The organism is Micromonospora sp. DT44, assembly GCF_049841635.1.
Classification (GTDB): Bacteria; Actinomycetota; Actinomycetes; order Mycobacteriales; family Micromonosporaceae; genus Micromonospora.
Map to the genome: position 1 here is coordinate 76,392 of NZ_JBNCKS010000006.1, position 18,499 is coordinate 94,890.

17 protein-coding genes are annotated in these 18,499 nt (G+C 73.2%); 12 read left to right on the top strand and 5 right to left on the bottom strand.

Annotation, left to right across the window (positions count from 1 at the left end):
* Positions 1-145: 145 nt before the first annotated feature.
* Both ACLQ25_RS05245 and ACLQ25_RS05250 read left to right on the top strand, forming a co-directional pair.
* The gene (locus ACLQ25_RS05245) at positions 146-487 is read left to right on the top strand and encodes a YnfA family protein (protein ID WP_425729602.1); all 342 of its coding nucleotides are present in this window, start codon (positions 146-148) and stop codon (positions 485-487) included.
* Positions 488-1,006: 519 nt separating this feature from the next.
* Complete coding sequence (locus ACLQ25_RS05250; protein WP_425729603.1) at positions 1,007-1,687, top strand: polysaccharide deacetylase family protein; 681 nt, start codon at positions 1,007-1,009, stop codon at positions 1,685-1,687.
* Positions 1,688-1,690: 3 nt separating this feature from the next.
* Here ACLQ25_RS05250 and ACLQ25_RS05255 read toward each other — a convergent pair whose 3' ends face one another.
* On the bottom strand, positions 1,691-2,635 hold the full coding sequence (locus ACLQ25_RS05255; RefSeq protein ID WP_425729604.1) for an NADP-dependent oxidoreductase: 945 nt from the start codon (positions 2,633-2,635) through the stop codon (positions 1,691-1,693).
* Positions 2,636-2,746: 111 nt separating this feature from the next.
* On the opposite strand from ACLQ25_RS05255, the gene ACLQ25_RS05260 reads away from it, so the two are divergent.
* Complete coding sequence (locus ACLQ25_RS05260) at positions 2,747-3,295, top strand: TetR/AcrR family transcriptional regulator (protein WP_425729605.1); 549 nt, start codon at positions 2,747-2,749, stop codon at positions 3,293-3,295.
* A gap of 172 nt (positions 3,296-3,467) precedes the next feature.
* Here ACLQ25_RS05260 and ACLQ25_RS05265 read toward each other — a convergent pair whose 3' ends face one another.
* Positions 3,468-4,859 carry a KamA family radical SAM protein gene (locus ACLQ25_RS05265; RefSeq protein WP_425729606.1) on the bottom strand — a complete coding sequence of 464 codons (1,392 nt, stop codon included), beginning with the start codon at positions 4,857-4,859 and terminating at the stop codon, positions 3,468-3,470.
* 153 nt (positions 4,860-5,012) lie between these two features.
* On the opposite strand from ACLQ25_RS05265, the gene ACLQ25_RS05270 reads away from it, so the two are divergent.
* From ACLQ25_RS05270 to ACLQ25_RS05310, 9 genes are all read left to right on the top strand, one after another.
* Entirely contained in the window at positions 5,013-6,062 is a 1,050-nt protein-coding gene (locus ACLQ25_RS05270; protein ID WP_425729753.1) for a zinc-binding alcohol dehydrogenase, read from the top strand.
* Between the two features lie 4 nt (positions 6,063-6,066).
* Positions 6,067-7,632: an amidohydrolase gene (locus ACLQ25_RS05275; protein ID WP_425729607.1), complete on the top strand. Its 1,566-nt coding sequence runs from the start codon at positions 6,067-6,069 to the stop codon at positions 7,630-7,632.
* Positions 7,633-7,654: 22 nt separating this feature from the next.
* Positions 7,655-9,217 carry a lysine 5,6-aminomutase subunit alpha gene (locus tag ACLQ25_RS05280; protein ID WP_425729608.1) on the top strand — a complete coding sequence of 521 codons (1,563 nt, stop codon included), beginning with the start codon at positions 7,655-7,657 and terminating at the stop codon, positions 9,215-9,217.
* A complete protein-coding gene (locus tag ACLQ25_RS05285) occupies positions 9,210-9,959 on the top strand; it encodes an OAM dimerization domain-containing protein (protein WP_425729609.1) in 750 nt (249 codons plus the stop codon). Before ACLQ25_RS05280 ends, ACLQ25_RS05285 begins: the two co-directional genes overlap by 8 nt.
* Positions 9,956-10,351, top strand: a complete 396-nt coding sequence (locus tag ACLQ25_RS05290) for a hotdog domain-containing protein (RefSeq protein WP_425729610.1) — start codon at positions 9,956-9,958, stop codon at positions 10,349-10,351. Before ACLQ25_RS05285 ends, ACLQ25_RS05290 begins: the two co-directional genes overlap by 4 nt.
* Positions 10,348-11,679, top strand: a complete 1,332-nt coding sequence (locus tag ACLQ25_RS05295; RefSeq protein WP_425729611.1) for a glutamate mutase L — start codon at positions 10,348-10,350, stop codon at positions 11,677-11,679. Before ACLQ25_RS05290 ends, ACLQ25_RS05295 begins: the two co-directional genes overlap by 4 nt.
* A gap of 562 nt (positions 11,680-12,241) precedes the next feature.
* The gene (lnt, locus tag ACLQ25_RS05300) at positions 12,242-13,861 is read left to right on the top strand and encodes an apolipoprotein N-acyltransferase (protein ID WP_425729612.1); all 1,620 of its coding nucleotides are present in this window, start codon (positions 12,242-12,244) and stop codon (positions 13,859-13,861) included.
* A gap of 34 nt (positions 13,862-13,895) precedes the next feature.
* On the top strand, positions 13,896-14,705 hold the full coding sequence (locus ACLQ25_RS05305) for a polyprenol monophosphomannose synthase (protein ID WP_357118545.1): 810 nt from the start codon (positions 13,896-13,898) through the stop codon (positions 14,703-14,705).
* Between the two features lie 62 nt (positions 14,706-14,767).
* On the top strand, positions 14,768-15,292 hold the full coding sequence (locus ACLQ25_RS05310) for an FxsA family protein (protein ID WP_425729613.1): 525 nt from the start codon (positions 14,768-14,770) through the stop codon (positions 15,290-15,292).
* 64 nt (positions 15,293-15,356) lie between these two features.
* Here ACLQ25_RS05310 and ACLQ25_RS05315 read toward each other — a convergent pair whose 3' ends face one another.
* The 3 genes from ACLQ25_RS05315 to ACLQ25_RS05325 form a co-directional block, all read right to left on the bottom strand.
* Positions 15,357-15,698 carry an RNA polymerase-binding protein RbpA gene (locus ACLQ25_RS05315; RefSeq protein WP_046564157.1) on the bottom strand — a complete coding sequence of 114 codons (342 nt, stop codon included), beginning with the start codon at positions 15,696-15,698 and terminating at the stop codon, positions 15,357-15,359.
* A 236-nt stretch (positions 15,699-15,934) separates the two neighbouring features.
* Positions 15,935-17,110 carry a hypothetical protein gene (locus ACLQ25_RS05320; protein WP_425729614.1) on the bottom strand — a complete coding sequence of 392 codons (1,176 nt, stop codon included), beginning with the start codon at positions 17,108-17,110 and terminating at the stop codon, positions 15,935-15,937.
* Positions 17,111-17,136: 26 nt separating this feature from the next.
* A complete protein-coding gene (locus tag ACLQ25_RS05325) occupies positions 17,137-18,489 on the bottom strand; it encodes an MFS transporter (RefSeq protein WP_425729615.1) in 1,353 nt (450 codons plus the stop codon).
* Between the last annotated feature and the right edge of the window lie 10 nt (positions 18,490-18,499).

Here is an 18,499-nt window from a genome sequence, read left to right on the forward strand (position 1 = left end):
CACGGTTGCCTCTTCGTCGGCAGCGTCATCTGACTATCCCCTGCGAGATGTGTATAAGCGACAGCACGTGACCTGCGCGGTCGGGGGGTCCCCGAGCAGATGCTGCTCGGGGACCCCACGCGTGCGAGCCGTTAGGGTCGGCGGCGTGACCGTGCTTCGTTCGCTGGTGTTGTTCGCGTTGGCTGCCCTGGCCGAGATCGGCGGCGCCTGGCTGGTCTGGCAGGGTTGGCGTGAGCAGCGCGGCCTGTGGTGGATCGCCGCAGGTGTCGTCGCCCTCGGCTGCTACGGCTTCGTGGCCACGTTCCAGCCGGACCCGAACTTCGGCCGCATCCTGGCCGCGTACGGCGGCGTGTTCGTGGCCGGCTCGCTGGGCTGGGCGATGGTGGTAGACCGATTCCGCCCAGACCGCTGGGACCTGCTAGGCGCAGCCCTGTGCCTGCTAGGCGTAGCCATCATCATGTACGCCCCCCGAACCCCAACGTCATAACCCCCCTTGCGCCCTCGCCCTCGCTCCCTCGCCCTCGCCCCTTTACGCCGTCGATCATGGAGTTGTGGTGGGGACGAAGCCCTCACCAGGCCCCAATCCAGGCACCAGAAGTCCATGATCGACGCTTGCGGGGAGCACGGGCTCCCGAGTGCGGCGATCTTGCACTTTCTGTGGTGGCGTAACGGGCATCTCGCTCATTCCGGCGACCGAAAGTGCAAGATCGGCGGGAGGTCGGCGGGGGCGGGGGGGCGGTCAGGTCTGCTCGCTTCTGCGATGATGCGGCGCGTGATGGGACCACGGCTGCGCTCGTTCTCGTGTGGGGTGCTGGTTGTGGTGGCCTCTATTGGCGTTGGCGGGTGCGCGGCGTCTCGGGTGCCGCCGCCGGAGCGGCCGACGTTCGTCGGACCATCCGCCGTGCCCTCGGCCGGCAGCGCCGGATCGGCAGCTTCTCCGACGGCAACCCCGCCGACGACGGGAACTCCGACGTCGGGCGTTGCGAGCGTCCCTGGGGCGTCGAGGGTGGGGGCCAGGGCGCCGGTGGTCGACCATGGGCCACGGGCCGGCAGCCGGGTCGCGTTGACGTTCGACGCGGACATGACCGACGGGATGCTGGCCAATCTGCGCAGTGGCAAGGTGCGGTCGTACGCGAACCTGCGGATCCTTGACCTGCTGGAACGGGAGCAGGTGCCGGCGACGTTCTTCCTGACCGGCAAGTGGGTGCAGCGGTACCCGGAGGTGACCCGGCGGATCGCCGCCAATCCGCGCTTCGAGTTGGCGAACCACACCTACGGGCACGCGGCGTTCACGGCGGACTGTTACGACCTGCCCCGGCTGCCGGTCGACGAGTTGGCCGCCGACGTGGCGAAGACGTTCGAGGTGATCGCGCCGTACGGGGGACGGCAGACGCGGTACTTCCGCTTCCCGGGGTTGTGCCACAACGCGGCGGCGTTGGACGCGTTGGCGCCGTTGGGTGTGACGGTGGTGGACGGTGACGTGGTGAGCGGTGATCCGTTCGCGAAGGCGTGGAAGCCGCTGGTGCGGGCCGTCCTGGACCACGTCCGTCCCGGCTCGGTGGTGATCATGCACGTGACCGAGGCGAACGCGGCGATGACCGATGAGGCGTTGCCGCACATCCTGGCCGGGTTGCGCGAGCGTGGGTTGACGCCGGCGCCGTTGTCCGAGGTGCTGGCCGAGGGCTGAGGTTCAGCTTTCCCATACGTCATCGACGGTCAGGACGATCTTGCCGCGCCGGGATCCGCGCTCGGCCGTCCGGTGCGCGTCGGCCACCTTCGGAAGGGGGAAGGCTGCTTCGATCGGCACCCTGAACCGGCCCTCGGTGAACAGTTCGGCTGCGGCGGGCAGTCCGTGGCGGCCGTCGGGTTCGCCGGCCAGTTGTCCCATGGACAGGCGGACGCCGTGGGTGGGGGCGGTGAAGTCGGCGAGGGTGACGACTGCTGTGGGGTCGCCGGTGAGGTGGAGCAGTTCGGCCAGGGACCCGGCGCCGGCGACGTCGAGGGCGCGGTCGATCCGGGTCGCTCCCACGGCGTCGAGGCGGGTCGTGAGGTCGGGGCCGTAGGTGACAGGTGTTGCCCCGAGCTGGCGGAGGAGGTCGTGGTTGTCGGCGCGGACGGTGCCGATGACGTGGACGCCACGGGCGGCGGCGAGTTGGACGGCGATGCTGCCGACACCGCCGGCGGCGCCGTCGACAAGCAGTGTCATGCCGGGCCGTAGGTCCAGCAGGTCGAGGGCCCGGGTGGCGGTTTCGACGCTGGTGCCGGCCGCGCCCGCCTGGGTCCACGGCATGGTGGTGGGCTTGTGCGTCCAGAGCTGTAGGACCGCGAACTGTGCGCTCGCGCCGCCGAGTGTGGCCAGCTCGACGATGCCGAAGACGTGGTCGCCGAAGGTCACGCCGTCGACGTCGTCGCCGATCTCGTCGACGGTGCCGGCGGCGTCGACGCCGGGGATGTGGGGCAGGGGCAGGCGGGCACTCATCGGGGTCCGGCCGGAGCGGAGGCCGATGTCGACGGGGGAGACGCCGGCGGCGTGGACGCGGATGCGGATCTGGCCGGCCCGGGGGCGTGGCGCGTCGGTGGTGCCGAGGTGGAGTACCTCGGGGCCACCGAACCGGTCGTACTGCACGGCGAACATCAGGGGCTCCTCTGCCTGGTGACGGGGTGGTGGTCGTACCGTAGGCAGGAAATGGAGCAGCTGTTCCGCTGTGGGGTCAAGTGAGAGGGAGGCCGGCCGGAGATGTCTCAGATGCAGCGTGCCGATGCCCGGTCCAACCGTGATCGGGTGGTGGTGGCGGCGCGGGAGGCGTTTGCGGCAGCGGGGCTTGAGGTGCCCATGCGGGAGGTGGCGCGACGGGCGGGCGTTGGTGTGGCGACCCTGTACCGGCACTTCCCGTCGCGTACGGAGTTGGTCGCGACGGTCCTGGCCGAGCGTGTGGCCGACTGTGGTGTGCAGATGCGCCGCGCGCTGGACGATCCGGATCCGTGGCGGGCGCTGGCCGGGGTGGTGGGCGTGTTCGCCGAGCGGCAGATTCATGACCGGGCGCTCAACGAGGCGCTGTTGGGTCCGGGTGCGGTGGGTGCGGCGTTTCAGCAGGAGCGGCGGGAACATTCGCAGGCGTTGGATGTGCTTGTCGTACGGGCGCGGGCCGCGGGTGTGCTGCGTAATGGCGTCGACGCGGACGATGTTCGGGCCGGCCTGTTGGCGATCGCGTCGCTGCGGCGGTTGCCGCCGGCGGCGAGTGCCCGGGTGATCGGTAGGGTTGCCGGTCTCGTGCTGGCCGGTCTCCGCGCCTGACTGCGGGCGGACTGTCACGGTTGTGGTTGCGCCGGACATGGACTGGACGTGCGCTCAGGGACAGAGCGGATGCGTTGCGCGGCAGCCACGGGTGGCGGGTGCTGCGGGACATGGACGCGGCCGGTGACGGCGACACCCCGGGGGTCTGCCCGGGGGTGTCGCCGTGGGTGGGTCAGTCGTCGCGGTGCTCGGTCCACCACTGCTGTCCGTCGGCGGGCAGGGTGTCGATCGGGTCGTAGTAGGCGTAGCGCTTGTTGAGCGCCTCCAGGTCGGCGGACTCGATGGAGGTGCGGTAGTTCTTGGTCCAGTAGGAGATGCCGCGCTCACGGTCGTAGTCGGTGAGCATGTGGACCCAGCGCTTGCCGACGAAGGGGACGTCGCAGACGATCCGCGGGGTGGCGTAGCCGGGCAGGTAGCCCATGATGTCGTGCTGGAGCTGCTGGGCGTGCCAGACCGGGACCCGCCAGTGCTCGGCGTTGGGGATCATGTCGCACATGTAGAAGTAGTACGGCAGGATGCCCGCTTCGCCCTGGAGGGCGAAGCAGAGGTCGAGCAGGTCGGCGTTCGTGGCGTTGACGCCACGCATGAGGACGCCCTGGTTGCGGACGTCGCGTACGCCGACGTCGAGCGCGGTCTGGGCGGCCTTGGCGACCAGTGGGGTCAGCGACTGGGCGTGGTTGACGTGGGTGTGGATGGCGAGGTTGACGCCGCGCCGGGCGGCGGTGCGGGCGACCCGTTCGAGGCCTTCGACGACGTCGGGCTGGAGCCAGTGTTGGGGGAGGCCCATGAGGGCCTTGGTGGCGAGCCGGATGTCGCGGACCGTCTCCAGTTCCAGCAACCGCATCAGGTACGACTCGAGGTTGCGCCAGGGGACGTTGGCGACGTCGCCGCCGGAGACGACGACGTCGCGTACGCCGGGGTGGTTCTTGAGGTAGGCGATGTGGGCGTCGTAGCGGTCGACGGGCTTGAGGGTGAGCTTGAGTTTGTCGACGGTGGGGGTGGAGTTGCCGACGAGGTCCATGCGGGTGCAGTGCCCGCAGTACTGCGGGCAGCTGGAGAGCAGTTCGGCGAGGACCTTGGTGGGGTAGCGGTGGGTGAGGCCTTCGGCGACCCACATGTCGTGCTCGTGGAGGCTGTCGCGGCTGGCATAGGGGTGTGAGGGCCAGTCGGTGCGCCGGTCGGAGGCGACCGGGATCATGTAGCGGCGGATCGGGTCGGCGAGCAGCGCTTCGGTGCTCATCGCCTCGAACGGCACCATCGTGTTAATCATCTGTGGGGGCACCAGCATGGACATGGTGGCCAGTGCCAACTGGTCGGCCTCGAGGTCGGCGTAGAAGGTCTCGTCGATGGTGTCGCCGAGGACGGCGCGGAGCTGCTTGATGTTCTTGACGCAGTTGACGCGCTGCCACTGGGCGCTTTCCCACTGGTCGCGGGTGACGTGTCGCCAGCCGGGGAAGCGGGTCCAGTCGGGTTCGACCAGGGGGCGGCGGTGGTATTCGTACGGCTGCCCGGCGGTCGGTGTGGCGACCGGGGCGTGACGGGGTTGGGGGATGGTCTGGGTCACGGCCCCTCCTCGGTGGTGCGGTGGATCATCGAAGCTCGAAGGCTACTGGAAAATATTCGGCAAAGAAATTAGTCTGCCGTAAGTTTTCCCGTTACGCGAGCCCTGGCCGGGGCTTCGAGCGGCTGCGTAGGGGAGGTTGACGTGACGTCACCGGTGGGACTGCACCGCGTCGTGCAACCGGCGGGGGTGCTGCCGCAGGCGGCGTGGCGCCTGGACGCGTCGAGGGAGATCGCGCCGAACGAGGTGCGGATCCGGGTGCAGCGTCTGAACCTGGACGCGGCGAGCTTCCGTCAGTTGTCGGAGAAGCACGGCGGGAACGGTGACGCGGTACGCGCCGAGGTGTTGGAGATCATTTCCACGCGGGGCAAGATGCAGAACCCGGTGACCGGCTCGGGTGGGATGTCGATCGGCGTCGTCGAGGAGGCCGGTCGGCGTTCCCCGCTGGGACTCAAGCCCGGCGAGCGGGTGGCCTCGCTGGTGTCGTTGACGCTGACGCCGCTGGTGATCACCGACGGGTTGGCCCGCTGGGACGGTCGCAGCGAGCAGGTGCCGTGTGACGGGTGGGCGATCCTGTTCGCCCGGTCGATCGCGGCGGTGCTGGCCGAGGACGAGGATCCGCAGTTGTCCCTCGCCGTGTTGGACGTGTGTGGGGCGCCGGCGCTGACGGCGCGGGTGGTGTCGCGTCACGTCGAGGACCGGCGGCGTGCCGGCGATCCGACGCCGGTGAGCGTGGCCGTGATCGGTGGAGCGGGCAAGAGCGGGTCGCTGTCCCTGGCCGCTGCGCGGCGCGCGGGCGCCGCCCGTACCGTCGGGGTGGTTCCGGTGGCGGCGGAGCGCGACACGCTGACGGCGGCCGGGCTGGCGTCGGTGGTGGCGGTGGCCGACGCGCGGGATCCGGTGGGCCTGTCCACGGCGGTGACCACGGCGCTGGGTACGCCGGCGGACGTGACGGTGGTCTGCGTGGACGTGCCGGGTTGTGAGCACGGGGCGGTCCTGGCGACCGCGGACGGCGGCACGGTGATCTTCTTCTCGATGGCGACGAGCTTCTCGGCGGCGGCGTTGGGCGCGGAGGGGCTGGCGGCGGACGTGACGATGCTGGTGGGCAACGGGTACGTGCCGGGGCACGCGGAGTTGGCGCTGGGGTTGCTGCGTGCCGAGCCGGGGGTGCGCCAGCTTTTCGCGGCGCGGATCGCGGCAGACTGAGGTCATGACGAACCCCTCGACGTTGTACCGCGGCGGCGTGTTGCACTGTCCGGCGGATCCGAGCGCGACCGCGCTGCTGGTGTCCGGTGGGCGGATCACCTGGTTGGGCACGGACGGTGACGCGCCGCCGGCCGACCGGGTGGTGGACCTGGGTGGGGCGCTGGTGACGCCGGCGTTCGTGGACGCGCACGTGCACGCCACGGACACCGGTTTGGCGTTGTCCGGGTTGGCGTTGTCCGGGGTGCGGTCGGCCGCGCAGTTGCTGGACGCGGTGGCGGGTTTCGCGGCGGGTCTGCCGGCGGACGCGGTGGTGCTGGGGCATGGCTGGGACGAGTCGGGTTGGTCGGATGCGACGTTGCCGGACGCGGCGGCGCTGGACCGGGCGGCCGGTGGCCGGCGGGTGTACCTGTCGCAGGCGTCGATCCATTCGGCGTTGGTGTCGTCGGCGTTGCTGGCGGCGTGCCCGCAGGTGGTGGACGCGGCCGGCTACGACCCGTCGGGTTGGCTGCGTCGCGACGCGCACCACGTGGTGCGGGCGGCGGCGCAGGGGTCGGTGACGCGGGCGCAGCGGGTGGCGGCGCAGCGGGTGGCGCTCGCGCACGCGGCGTCGTTGGGTATCGCGGCGGTGCACGAGTGTGGCGGTCCGGAGATCTCCGACGAGGAGGACTTCACGGGTCTGCTGGGCATCTCGGGCGCGGGGGTGCCGGAGGTGTACGGGTACTGGGGTGAGTTGGGTGGCGCGGCGAGGGCCCGGGAGTTGGGCGCGGTGGGCGCCGGCGGGGACCTGTTCGCCGACGGGGCGTTGGGGTCGCGTACGGCGCACGTGTCGCAGCCGTACGGCGACGGTGACGGCTCCGGGCACGGTTACCTGACGATCGAGCAGGTGCGTGATCACCTGGTGGACTGCGCGGCGCACGGCCTGCAGGGCGGGTTCCACGCGATCGGTGACGCGGCGATCGGCACGGTGCTGGACGGGTTCGCGGCGGCGGCGGCGACGCTGGGTGTGGAGCGGCTGCGGGCGGCCCGGCACCGCGTGGAGCACGCCGAGATCATGAGCCGGCGGATGATCGCGCGGTTCGTGGAGTACGGGATCGTGGCGAGCGTGCAGCCGGCGTTCGACCGGCTGTGGGGTGGTGCGGGCCGGATGTACGAGGCGCGCCTGGGCCTCGCGCGGTCGTTGGAGTCGAACCCGATGGGTGCCATGCACTCGGTGGGTGTGGCGTTGGCGTTCGGGTCGGATTCGCCGGTGACGCCGTTGGATCCGTGGGGGTCGGTGCGGGCGGCGGCGGCGCATCACAACCCGGCGCAGCGGATGAGTGTGCGGGCGGCGTTCGCGGCGCACACGCGTGGCGGGTGGCGGGCGGTGCACCTGGACGCCGAGGGGGTGCTGGCGCTGGGTGCCCCGGCGACGTTCGCGGTGTGGTCGACGCCGGCCGGCGTCGAGCGGGGTCTGCCGGTGCTGCTGGCCGAGGATCCGGACCTGCGCGGCCCGGACGACCCGACGCCGCTGCCGGTGTGTCGGCGGCTGGTGCTGCGCGGCGAGGTCATCTATGAGGAAGGGTCGTCGTGAGCGAGCAGATGAGCGGTGTGGCGTGACCGGGAAGCTTGATCTTGATCCGGTGTTGGTGGCGCGGGCGCGGGAGTTGGCGCGGCGGGCCGGGCAGCCGGTGGTGGACCTGGCGCGCAGCCACACGACGGTGTCGGTGGAGCGGGCGGTGCTGCGCCTCGCCGGGGTGGAGGGCGCCGACCCGGACGGCATTCCGTGGGTGAACCGGCTCGTCGACGCGGTCGTCGCGGACGTCGGCCTGGGGCACGGGGTGGCGGCGCCGGTGTTCGACGCGCTGGTGCGCGAGGGCAGCACCGACGTGACGTTGCTGGCCCAGAAGGCCGCCGCCGGGTCGGTGCGGTTCGGCGTGCCGTCGGGTCGGGCGGCCACGTCGGCCCGGTCGGCGGCCCGCCGGGCGGTGGGCGCGGGGATCCGGCGGATCGACCGGCGGCGCATCGAGCGGGACCGGCTCGTCAAGCGGCACGGTGACCCGGCGCAGCGGCCCTGGATCTACCTGATCGTGGCGACCGGGGACATCTACGAGGACATCCCGCAGGCGCAGGCGGCGGCGCGGGCGGGCGCGGACGTGATCGCGGTGATCCGGTCCACGGGCCAGTCGTTGCTGGACTACGTGCCCGAGGGCGCCACGCGCGAGGGGTTCGCCGGCACGTACGCCACGCAGGAGAACTTCCGGCTGATGCGCGCGGCGTTGGACGCGTCGTCGAAGGAGTTGGGCCGCTACGTGCGGCTCACGAACTACGCGTCGGGGTTGTGCATGCCGGAGATGGCGACCCTGGCCGGCCTGGAACGCCTCGACATGATGCTCAACGACTCGATGTACGGGATCCTGTTCCGCGACATCAACCCGGTGCGCACGTTCGTCGACCAGCGGTTCTCCCGGCAGGTCCACGCCCGCGCGGGGATCATCATCAACACCGGTGAGGACAACTACCTGACCACCGCCGACGCCGTCGACGAGGCGCACACGGTGACGGTGTCGCAGTTGCTCAACGAGTTCTTCGCCCACGAGGCGGGCCTGGCGGACTGGCAGTTGGGCCTGGGGCACGCCTTCGAGATCAACCCGGAGGTGCCGGAGTCGTTCCGTCTGGAGCTGGCGCACGCCCTGCTGGCGCGGGAGTTGTTCCCCGACGCGCCGCTGAAGTGGATGCCGCCGACGAAACACATGACCGGTGACGTGTTCCGGGGCAACCTGCTCGACGGGTTCTTCAACCTGGCGGGGGCGCTGACCGGTCAGGGGATCCTGCTGGTGGGGATGATGACCGAGGCGGTGGTGACGCCGTGGTTGTCCGACCGGGACATCGCGCTGCAGAACGTGCGGTACGTCCTGGGCGCGGCCGGCGGGCTGCACGAGGACTTCGTTCCGGCGGCGGGCGGGTTCATCCGTCGCCGCGCCAACCAGGTGCTCGGTGAGGCCCTGGACCTGCTGGAGCGCATCGGGGAGCAGACGCTGCTCACCGCGATCGCGGAGGGCACCTTCGGGATCATGAAGCGGCCCGCGGACCGGGGCAAGGGCCTCGACGGTGTCGCCGCGCACGAGGGCGACTACTACAACCCGGCCACGGAGATCCTGGAGGCGGGTCGTGAGTAAGGCGATCGTTCGGCCCTACGGGGACACCACCGGCGACGGGATGGTGCAGGTGTCGTTCACCCTGCCCGTGCCGCATGACAAGCGGGCCGAGGGCGCGGCGGTGCAGTTGGCCAACAAGATGGGCATCGACCCGGCGATGGTGGTGCACGCCAAACCGATGGGGGACGGGTTCACGTTCTTCGTCGTGTACGGGCGGGTGAACCATCTCGTCGACCTGGCCGCCGTGCAGGTCGTGGAGCGGGACTTCGCGCTGCTATCGGCCAAGGACGTCAACACGGTGATCAAGCAGCGGCTGCGGCGCAAGCTGTCCGTGGTCGGGGCATGCATCGGCACCGACGCGCACACCGTGGGCATCGACGCGATCCTCAACGTCAAGGGCATCGCGGGGGAGAAGGGCCTGGAGTACTACCGGGAGCTGAAGGTCACCAACATGGGCGCGCAGGTCAGCGTCCCGGAGTTGGTGGAGGCCGCGCGGGCGGAGAAGGCCGACGCGGTGCTCGTGTCGCAGGTCGTCACGCAACGCGACGCGCACCTGCACAACACGCGGGAGATGTCGGCGGCGTTCCGGGAGGCCATGCCGGCGGGCAGGCGGCCGCTGCTGATCGTCGGCGGTCCCCGTTTCGACGAGACGATGACCGACGAGTTGGGCGTCGACCGGATCTTCGGTCGGGGCACCACGCCGGGCGAGGTGGCCAGCTACCTGGTGCACGCCCTGATCACGCGACGGAAGGCGAACGCATGAGCGACGACGCGCGGCTCGGGTTGACGGTGACGCACCGGCGGTACGTGCCGTACGCGCACGCCCACTACGCCGGCAACCTCGTCGACGGGGCGTACGCCCTGGGGCTGTTCGGTGACGTCGCCACCGAGGTGTGCATCCGCACCGACGGCGACGAGGGCCTGTTCGCCGGGTACGCCGACGTGCGGTTCACCGCGCCGATCCGCGCCGGAGACGTGGTCGAGGTGACGGCGCGGGTGTCGCGGGTGGGCAGCCGCAGCCGCACCCTGGAGCTGAGCTGCGCGGTGGTGTGCCGGGGCCGCCCGGACCGCTCCGAGTCCGCCGCCGAGGTCCTCGACCCGCCGATCGTGGCGGTGACCGCGACCGGCACCGTGGTCGTACCCGCTTCGTCATGACCCTCGCGGTCTGCGCGGACGTCGGCTCCACGTACACCAAGGCGGCCGTGGTGGACCTGGCCGCCGGTGTCCTCGTCGGCGCGGCGGCCGCGCCCACCACGGTGGGCAGCGACGTGCTGCGCGGCCTGGACGCCGCGGTCACGGCGGCCACCGCCGGGCTCGGGCTGCGCGACGTGCCGTGGTACGTCTGCTCGTCCGCCGGCGGTGGGCTGCGGCTGGCCGTCATCGGGTACGAGGCCCTCGTCACCGCGCAGGCGGGCCGGCGGGTCGGGTTGTCGGCCGGCGCGCACGTGGTGCACACCGCCGCCGGGCGGCTCGACGCGGCGGCCCTGGCCGCGCTGCGGGCGGCCCGGCCGGACGTGGTGCTGCTGGTGGGTGGCACCGACGGCGGCGACGCCGACACGATCCGCCACAACGCGACCCGGCTGTCCCGCGCCCGCTGGCGCACACCGCTCGTCCTGGCCGGCAACGCCGACGTGCGTGCCGAGCTGACCGGGCTGTTGCGGGACGCCGGTGTGCCGGTGAGCGGCGCGGACAACGTGCTGCCGCGCATCGGGGTCCTCGCGCCGGGGTCGGCGCGGGCGGCGATCCGGGCGGTGTTCCTGCGGCACGTCATCGGTGGTAAACGACTGTCCCGGGGCACCCGTTTCGCGCGCCTGGTGCGGGCGGCCACGCCCGACGCGGTCCTGACCGGGGTGGAGGTGCTCGCGGACACCATCGGCGGTGACCTGGCCGTCGTCGACGTGGGTGGGGCGACCACCGACGTGTACTCGGTGCTCACCCCCGACGAGCGGGCCAGCGGGCCGGGCCGGGAGGTCGCCGGCAGCCTGTGGCGTGCCCGCACCGTCGAGGGCGACCTCGGCATGCGGTGGAGCGCCCCGGGGGTGGTGCGCGCGGCCGTCGAGGAGCGGCTGCTCACCGACGCGGGCGGCCTCACCGCCGCCGCCGACCGGCGGGCGGCCGACCCGGCGTTCCTGGCCGTCGACGACGCCGAGCGGGCCGTGGACGCGCGGATCGCCACCCTGGCGGCGACGGTGGCGCTGCGCCGGCACGCCCGTGGTGTCGCCACCGGCGAGCGGGCCGGGCGGGACCTGCGGGACGTGCGGCTGCTGGTGGGCTCCGGTGGGGTGCTGCGGCACGCGCCCGCCGACGCGTCGGGGCGGGTGCTGGCGGCGGTCCTGGCCGACCACGCGGGCGGGTGGGCGGTGCCGCGCGCCGCCCGCGCGGTCGTGGACGTCGACTACGTGCTGGCCGCCGGAGGGCTGCTCGCCGAGGAACACCGGACGGCCGCGCAGGCGCTGTTGCGCCACCATCTGTGCCCGCAGTGAGACACACCGATCCGACACGCCGTGTCGCAACACACGACAGGCCCGGGTGGGTTGACAGGAGGCGGGGTGCAGCACGTACCGTCTTTGAGTCCTACCACGGGAAGCGGCTGTTGTTCGCTTCGTCCCTTCGTCCGCTGGCCGAGCGACATGTTTGAGCGTCATCGTCGCGGCGGCCAGGTCCAGCGGGCGGGGGTCGGCGGGGCGGCGCGAACCGGCCGCGGTTACCGGTGTACGGGCAGGGTGAGGTGCACGGCCAGTAGACAACGGCCCGGCGGGGGCAGCCAGTCAACCGCCTGGTCGGTCCGAAGGTCGGCGTGCCCCATCCTCGCCCCACCGGCCGGGAAGGGCCTGGGAGCATCGGGGCGCGGCGCAAGCCGCGCCCCGATTTCATGTGCGCCCAACGTCGCCCGCCTCCAACGTCCGCGCCGATCGTGCGGTTTCTGTCGTCGAGATGGGCGGGAATGCCCCTTGTGTCGGGGCAGCACGTGCAAGATCGCGGAGCAGGGGTCAGGCGCGGTTGGCGGCCGGGTAGCCTTCGGCGGGTGATCGAGGTGAAGCAGCGGTGACGACGCTGGACCGGGACGAGAGTCACGTCCCCACGGCGACCAGTGCGCCGGTCGCCGCGGGTCGGCCGCTGCCGCTGCGCGTGGCCGCGCCGATGGCCGTGGTCGCCGGGTTGGCCCTGCTGCTGGCGTTCCCGCCGTACGGGGTGTGGCCGCTCGCGCCCGTCGGGGTGGCCCTGCTGGCCGCCGCCGCCCACCGGCGGCGGTTGCGCGCCGGCGCCGGCCTGGGCTTCCTCACCGGGGTGGCGCTGTTCGCGCCGATGCTGGCCTGGACGAACCTGCACACCGGCTACCTGCCGTGGGTGCTGCTGTCGTTGCTGCAGGCCGGCTACCTGGCGCTGCTCGGCGCCGCCACCGCCTGGGTGTCCCCCCTGGCCGACCGGGGTCCCTGGCAGTGGCCGGCACTGACCGGGCTGCTGTGGGTGGGGCAGGAGGCGGTGCGCGACCGTACCCCGTTCGGCGGTTTCCCGTGGGGTCGTCTCGCGTTCAGCCAGGACGACTCGCCGCTGCTGCGCCTGGCCGCCCTCGGCGGCGCGCCACTGGTCACCTTCGCCGTGGCCCTCGTCGGTGGGCTGCTCGCCGCCGCCGTCTGGCGGGGCTGGGCGGCCCGCCGCGACGCCCGGCCCGAGTGGTGGCTGGCGGCCGTCGTACCCGCCGCCGTCGCCGTGGCGGTGGGCGCGGTGAGCCTGCTGGTGCCCGTCGCCGCCGTGGGCGGCGGCAAGACCGTGACCGTCGCCATCGTGCAGGGCAACGTGCCGCGCCTCGGCCTGGACTTCAACGCCCAGCGGCAGGCCGTGCTCAACAACCACGTCGACGCCACCATCGAGCTGGCCGCCCGGGTCGTCGCCGGCACCGCGCAACGGCCCGACCTGGTGGTGTGGCCGGAGAACTCCAGCGACATCGACCCGCTGCGCAACCCCACCGCCGGGGCCCGCATCGCCCAGGCCGCTGAGGCGATCCGCGCGCCCATCCTGGTCGGCGCGGTGCTGCTCGGCCCCGGCCCCGGGCAGGTCCGCAACGCGGGCATCCTGTGGCGACCCGGCACCGGCGCCGACATGGCGCAGCTCTACACCAAACGGCATCCGGTGCCGTTCGCCGAGTACGTGCCGTTGCGGGACATCGCGCGCATGGTCAGCGACAAGGTCGACCTGATCCGCACCGACTTCGTACCCGGCAGCACCCCGGGCGTGGTACGAGCCGGCCCGGCGACCCTCGGCGACGTGATCTGCTTCGAGGTCGCCTACGACGAGGTGGTCCGCGACACGGTCACCGGCGGCGCGCAACTGCTGGTGGTGCAGACCAACAACGCCACCTTCAACGAGGCGGAGGCCCGCCAACAGCTGGCCATGGTGCGGCTGCGGGCCGTCGAGCACGGCCGCCCCGCGCTGATGGCCTCCACGGTCGGCGTGTCCGGGTTCGTCGCCCCCGACGGGCGGGTAAGCGATGCCACCGGGTTCAACACCCGGGAGGTCGTGGTGCGGCAGCTACGGCTCGACAGCGGGCTCACCCTCGCCACCCGCCTCGGCTGGTGGCCGGAGCTGGCCCTGGCCGGGCTGGCGGTGGCCGGGCTGGTCGGCGCGGGCGTGCTGCGGCGCCGCCAGCGGGTCGTGCCCGGATAGCAGCAGCCGGTACGCCGGCGGGAGCGGAGGAACCGTGGTCCAGGCGACCGATACGATCCGGCGTCCCGACGAGGTGCCCGGCGTGGGTCGGGTCCTCGTGGTGATCCCCACCTACAACGAGGCCGACAACGTGGCGGCGATCGTGGGGCGGGTCCGCCGGGCCGCCCCCACCGTGAGCATCCTCATCGCCGACGACAACAGCCCCGACGGCACCGGCGCGATCGCCGACGCCCTCGCCGACGGCGACCCGCACGTGCAGGTGTTGCACCGCAGGGGCAAGGAGGGGCTCGGCGCCGCGTACCTGGCCGGGTTCGGGTGGGCGCGCGAGCGCGGCTACCACGCGGTGGTGGAGATGGACGCCGACGGCTCCCACGCCCCGGAGGACCTGCCGGCGCTGCTGGAGGCCGCCCGGGACGCCGATGTGGTGATCGGGTCGCGGTGGACCAGCGGGGCGCGGGTGGTGAACTGGCCGCTGCGGCGGCTGCTGCTGTCGCGCGGCGGCAACCTGTACGCGCGTCTCGCGCTGGGCATGCCCGTCTCGGACGCGACCGGCGGCTACCGGGTGTACCGGACCAGCGCCCTGGACGCCATCGACCTGGCGTCGGTGACCTCGCAGGGGTACTCGTTCCAGGTGGAGCTGTCGCGGCTGGCGCACCGGGCGGGGGTGCGGATCGTGGAGGTGCCGATCACGTTCGCCGAGCGGGAACGCGGCGACAGCAAGATGAGTCCGCGCATCGTCGCCGAGGCGTTGTGGCGGATCACCGCGTGGGGTGTGCAGGACCGGCGGCAGGCCGTACGCCGCAGCCTGAACGGCACCCCCACCGGTCAGGTGCGGTGGCCGTGAGCGCGGCCGTGTCATGCTGGATGCGCGGTTCGTGTCGTGCCGCGGGATGGCGATGAGGTGAGATGCGCCGAGGACTGAGGTTCGTGCCGCTGGCCCTGCTGCTGACGGTGGTGCTGGAGCTGGCGGTGTTCGTCGTCGTGGGCAAGGCGGTGGGGTTCGGCGCGGCGGTGCTGTTGGTGTTCGCGGCGTCCCTGCTGGGGCTGGTGCTGCTGCGCCGCGAGGGAATGCGCGCCTGGCGGGGGTTCCGCACCGCCGCGCAGGCCGGGCAGCCGCCGGGACGGCAGGTGACCGACGGGCTCGTCGGGTTGGCCGGTGCGCTGCTGCTGGCGATACCCGGGCTGGTCAGCGGCCTGGTCGGGTTGCTGCTGATGGTGCCGCCGGTGCGCCGGTTGGCCCGCTCCGGGGTGCAACGCGTCGCCGAGCGGCGGGTGTCGTCGATGGTCGCCGGTGACCTGTTCGGGCCGCGTACGGTTCGGGTGCGTCAGGGCGCGCCACAGCCGCCGCCACGTCCGCAGCCGGAGCAGCCGGTGGTCGTCGACGGTGGCCGCGCCATCGAGGGCGAGATCGTCGAGCCGGGCCGCAACTGAAATCCACACACACACGACGGCGCCCCCGGGAAATCCCGGGGGCGCCGTGTCGTGCGGGTGCGGCTCAGGCGCGGCCGCGGCGGGTACGAACCTCCTGGAGCCGCTCGGCGAGGATGTCCTCGAGCTCGGCGATCGAACGCCGCTCCAGCAGCATGTCCCAGTGGGTACGCGGCGGCTTGGCCTTCTTCTGCTCCGGCTCGCTGCCGTCGACGAGTCGGGCGACGCTGCCGTCGAACTTGCACTCCCAGGTCGTCGGGACCTCGGCGTCGACGGCGAACGGCACCTCGAACTGGTGGCCCTTGGCGCAGAGGTACTCGCGGGTCTGACGCGGCGCGAGCTCCGTGTTGCGGTCGGATTCGTAGCTGACCGCGCCCAGCCGGCTTCCGCGCAGCATACGCTCGCCCATGATCGACTTCCCCTCGTTCGTGGTGCTGGTCTTCTGGGTGTAACGGCGCGTTCCCGTCGCCCCATTCCCGCCCGAGGGCGTGAGGCGTCCACGGGCGGGCCGGAACCAAGGGTAGCCGGCCACGACCGGGACGCCACGGCGGTGGCGTGTCGTGACTGCCACCGGGGATGTTAGGGCATGCCGAAGTCCCGGTCCGACCGAAGACTTTGACACACGCCCTAACCGCCCGAACGCGGTCAAGGTTGCGGGGACGTCGCAGCCGGGCCGGAAGCGGGTGCGGCCGCGCCGAGGCGCGCCAGCGCCAACGCCAGGTCGCTGACCTGGTCACCGAGCTGCGCCACCCGCCGCTGGGCCATGTCCCGGTCGGCCTCGGCGGCGTCGAGCCGTATCTTCAGGGCCGTGAGCCGCCCCTCGGCGGTGGCCGCGGCCTGCCGGGCGGCGGTCAGCTCGGCGGTGAGCGTGTCGCGCTGCTCGGTCGCGGCCGTCAGCTCCGCGCGGAGCCGGGCGGCCAGCTCGGCGGCCTCCTGCCGGGCGTCGTCGGCCTCGGCGGCGACGGCCTGGGCGCGGTCCCGGGCCCGTTCGGCCTGTTCCCGGGCCCGGGCGGCGTCCGCGGCCTCGGCGCGGGTTCGTGCGGCGTCCGCGCGGGCCTGGTCGATCTGACGGCGTACGTCCTGTGCCTCGGCCTGCCACCGCGCGGCCCGCTCGCCCGCGTCGGCAGCGTCCCGGGTGGCCCGTTCGGCGTCGGCGCGCGCCGCGTCCCGCTCGATTGTCAGGTCGGCCGCGCGCTGCCGTTCGGTGTCGCGCTCGCCCCGCAGGTCACGGACCTCGGCGCGGGCCTGGTCGCGGTCGCGTTCGGCCTGCGCGCGCAGCGCCTCGGCGGCGCTGACGTCGTGGCGGGCCTGGTCCCGGGCGGTCTCGGCCTGTTGAGCGCGTTCGTCGGCCGCGTCGGCGCGGTGCGCGGCGGCCTCGGCACGTCGGGTGGCGTCGTCGGCCTCGGCGCGGGCCGTGCGGGCCTGCTCGCGGGCGCGCGCCGCGTCGGCCGACGCGGTCTCGGCGTCGTCGCGGGCCTCGTCGCGTTCGGTCTGCGCGGCCGCGACCTCGGTGGCGGCCTCCGCGCGGGCCTGCGCGAGCTTCCGCTGCACACCGACCGGGGACAGCTCGGCGTGCAGCGCCTCGGTCAACGTCTCGACGATCTGGTCGAGGCGGTCCACCGCCTCCCAGGTGCGGGCCACCTGCCCGGGCAGGCCGGGGGCGTTGCGGTGGCGCATCCGACTGTTGCGCGAGGCGCGTTGGCAGGCGCCGTCGTTGTCGCGGCAGTAGCGAAACGGCCGGCCCGCGCCGACACGCTGCGCCACCGGCGCTCCACAGTGGGCGCACGGGCGGGTTTCGGCGGGGGTGAGCGGGGCGTCCATCGAGGGCGAAGTCTAGTGCCGGCCGCTCAGGTCGCCGCCCGGGCCGTCGCGTCCAGGGTGTAGCGGCGCTGCAGCAGCAGCGCGGCGAGCATCGCCGCCGCCGGCAGCAGCCCGAAGCCGTAGCGGACCGCCGCGAGCGCCGCGTCCGGCTGCGCCGGTGACTCACCGGCGGTTGACGCCACGAAACCGCCGGCCGCCAGGCAGAGGGCGTACGCGTAGGGGCCCAGGGCCGCGCCGGTGGCCTCGGTGGCGGTCCACACCCCGGTGTAGGTGCCCGCGCCGGTGGTGGCGCCGGCGGCATGGATCACGTCGGGCAGCATCGAGAAGGGCAGCAGTTGCATGCCGGCGAACGCCACCCCGAGCACCGCCACCGCGCCGACGAGCACCGGTAGGCCGGCCGGTCTGCCCACCGCCAGCACCAGCGACCCGGCCGCGAACGCGCCCTGCGCGCCGAGCAGCGCCCGCTGCTTGCCGATCCGGCGGGCCAGCACCAGCCAGGCGGGGGTGACCAGCAGCGCCGGAGCGACGAACGCGGCCACCAGCACCGTGGTCAGCGCGGGGGCGCGCAGCTCGTACTCGGCGTAGTAGGGCACCCCGGCCAGGACCAGGTGGGTGGTGGTGGACATGGCCAGGTAGGCGGCGACCAGCGGGCGGAACTGTCGGTCGCGCAGGGCGGTGCGCAGCGCCCGCCACCCGCCGTGGCTCGGCGCCGTGCCGCCCGATGCGACGCCGCGCAGCCGGGCGATGCCGGCCACGCCGACCAGCATGGCCACCAGCATCCCGACGGCGAGGACCACGCCCATGCGCTGGTAGCCGCCCCGGGTCGAGGCGTCGGCGTCGGTCAGCAGCGGCGCCAGCAACCCGGAGGCGAGGATCCCGAGGGTCAGCACGACCATCCGGAACGCCATCAGCCGGGTGCGTTCGTCGTAGCCGATGCGCAGGTCGGCGGGGGTGACCAGGTAGGGGACCTGGTAGGCGGCGAAGAGCAGGTTGCCGGCGACGAAGGCCACCGCCACCCAGGCGGCGGCCGGCGCGCCGGTCAGGCCGCCGGGCACCGCGAACAGCGCGGCGAACGCGACCGGCAGGGCGCAGCCGAGCAGCAGCAGCCGTCGCCGGTCGCCCCGGCGGGCCTGTTCGACGTCGGCGCGGTGCCCGATCCACGGGTGCAGCAGCACGTCGGCGACCTTCGGCAGCAGCAGCGCCAGACCGGCCAGCCACGGCCCGACGGCCAGCACGTCGGTCAGGAAGTAGAGCAGCAGCAGCCCGGGAACGGTCACCCAGACACCCATGCCGAGGGAGCCGGCGGCGAACCCGGCGAGGGGGCCGCGGGGTAGCGTCGCGTCGGTGGCGACCGCGGGCCGCCGGTCGAGCCCGGTCATCGCCGCATCC

Bases quoted from the DNA above. Each gene is read 5' to 3' on its own strand.
- ACLQ25_RS05255 (WP_425729604.1), bottom strand. From the start codon at position 2,635: ATGTTCGCCGTGCAGTACGACCGGTTCGGTGGCCCCGAGGTACTCCAC.
- ACLQ25_RS05260 (WP_425729605.1), top strand. From the start codon at position 2,747: ATGCAGCGTGCCGATGCCCGGTCCAACCGTGATCGGGTGGTGGTGGCG.
- ACLQ25_RS05275 (WP_425729607.1), top strand. From the start codon at position 6,067: ATGACGAACCCCTCGACGTTGTACCGCGGCGGCGTGTTGCACTGTCCG.
- ACLQ25_RS05290 (WP_425729610.1), top strand. From the start codon at position 9,956: ATGAGCGACGACGCGCGGCTCGGGTTGACGGTGACGCACCGGCGGTAC.
- ACLQ25_RS05295 (WP_425729611.1), top strand. From the start codon at position 10,348: ATGACCCTCGCGGTCTGCGCGGACGTCGGCTCCACGTACACCAAGGCG.
- ACLQ25_RS05310 (WP_425729613.1), top strand. From the start codon at position 14,768: ATGCGCCGAGGACTGAGGTTCGTGCCGCTGGCCCTGCTGCTGACGGTG.
- ACLQ25_RS05315 (WP_046564157.1), bottom strand. From the start codon at position 15,698: ATGGGCGAGCGTATGCTGCGCGGAAGCCGGCTGGGCGCGGTCAGCTAC.
- ACLQ25_RS05320 (WP_425729614.1), bottom strand. From the start codon at position 17,110: ATGGACGCCCCGCTCACCCCCGCCGAAACCCGCCCGTGCGCCCACTGT.
- ACLQ25_RS05325 (WP_425729615.1), bottom strand. From the start codon at position 18,489: ATGACCGGGCTCGACCGGCGGCCCGCGGTCGCCACCGACGCGACGCTA.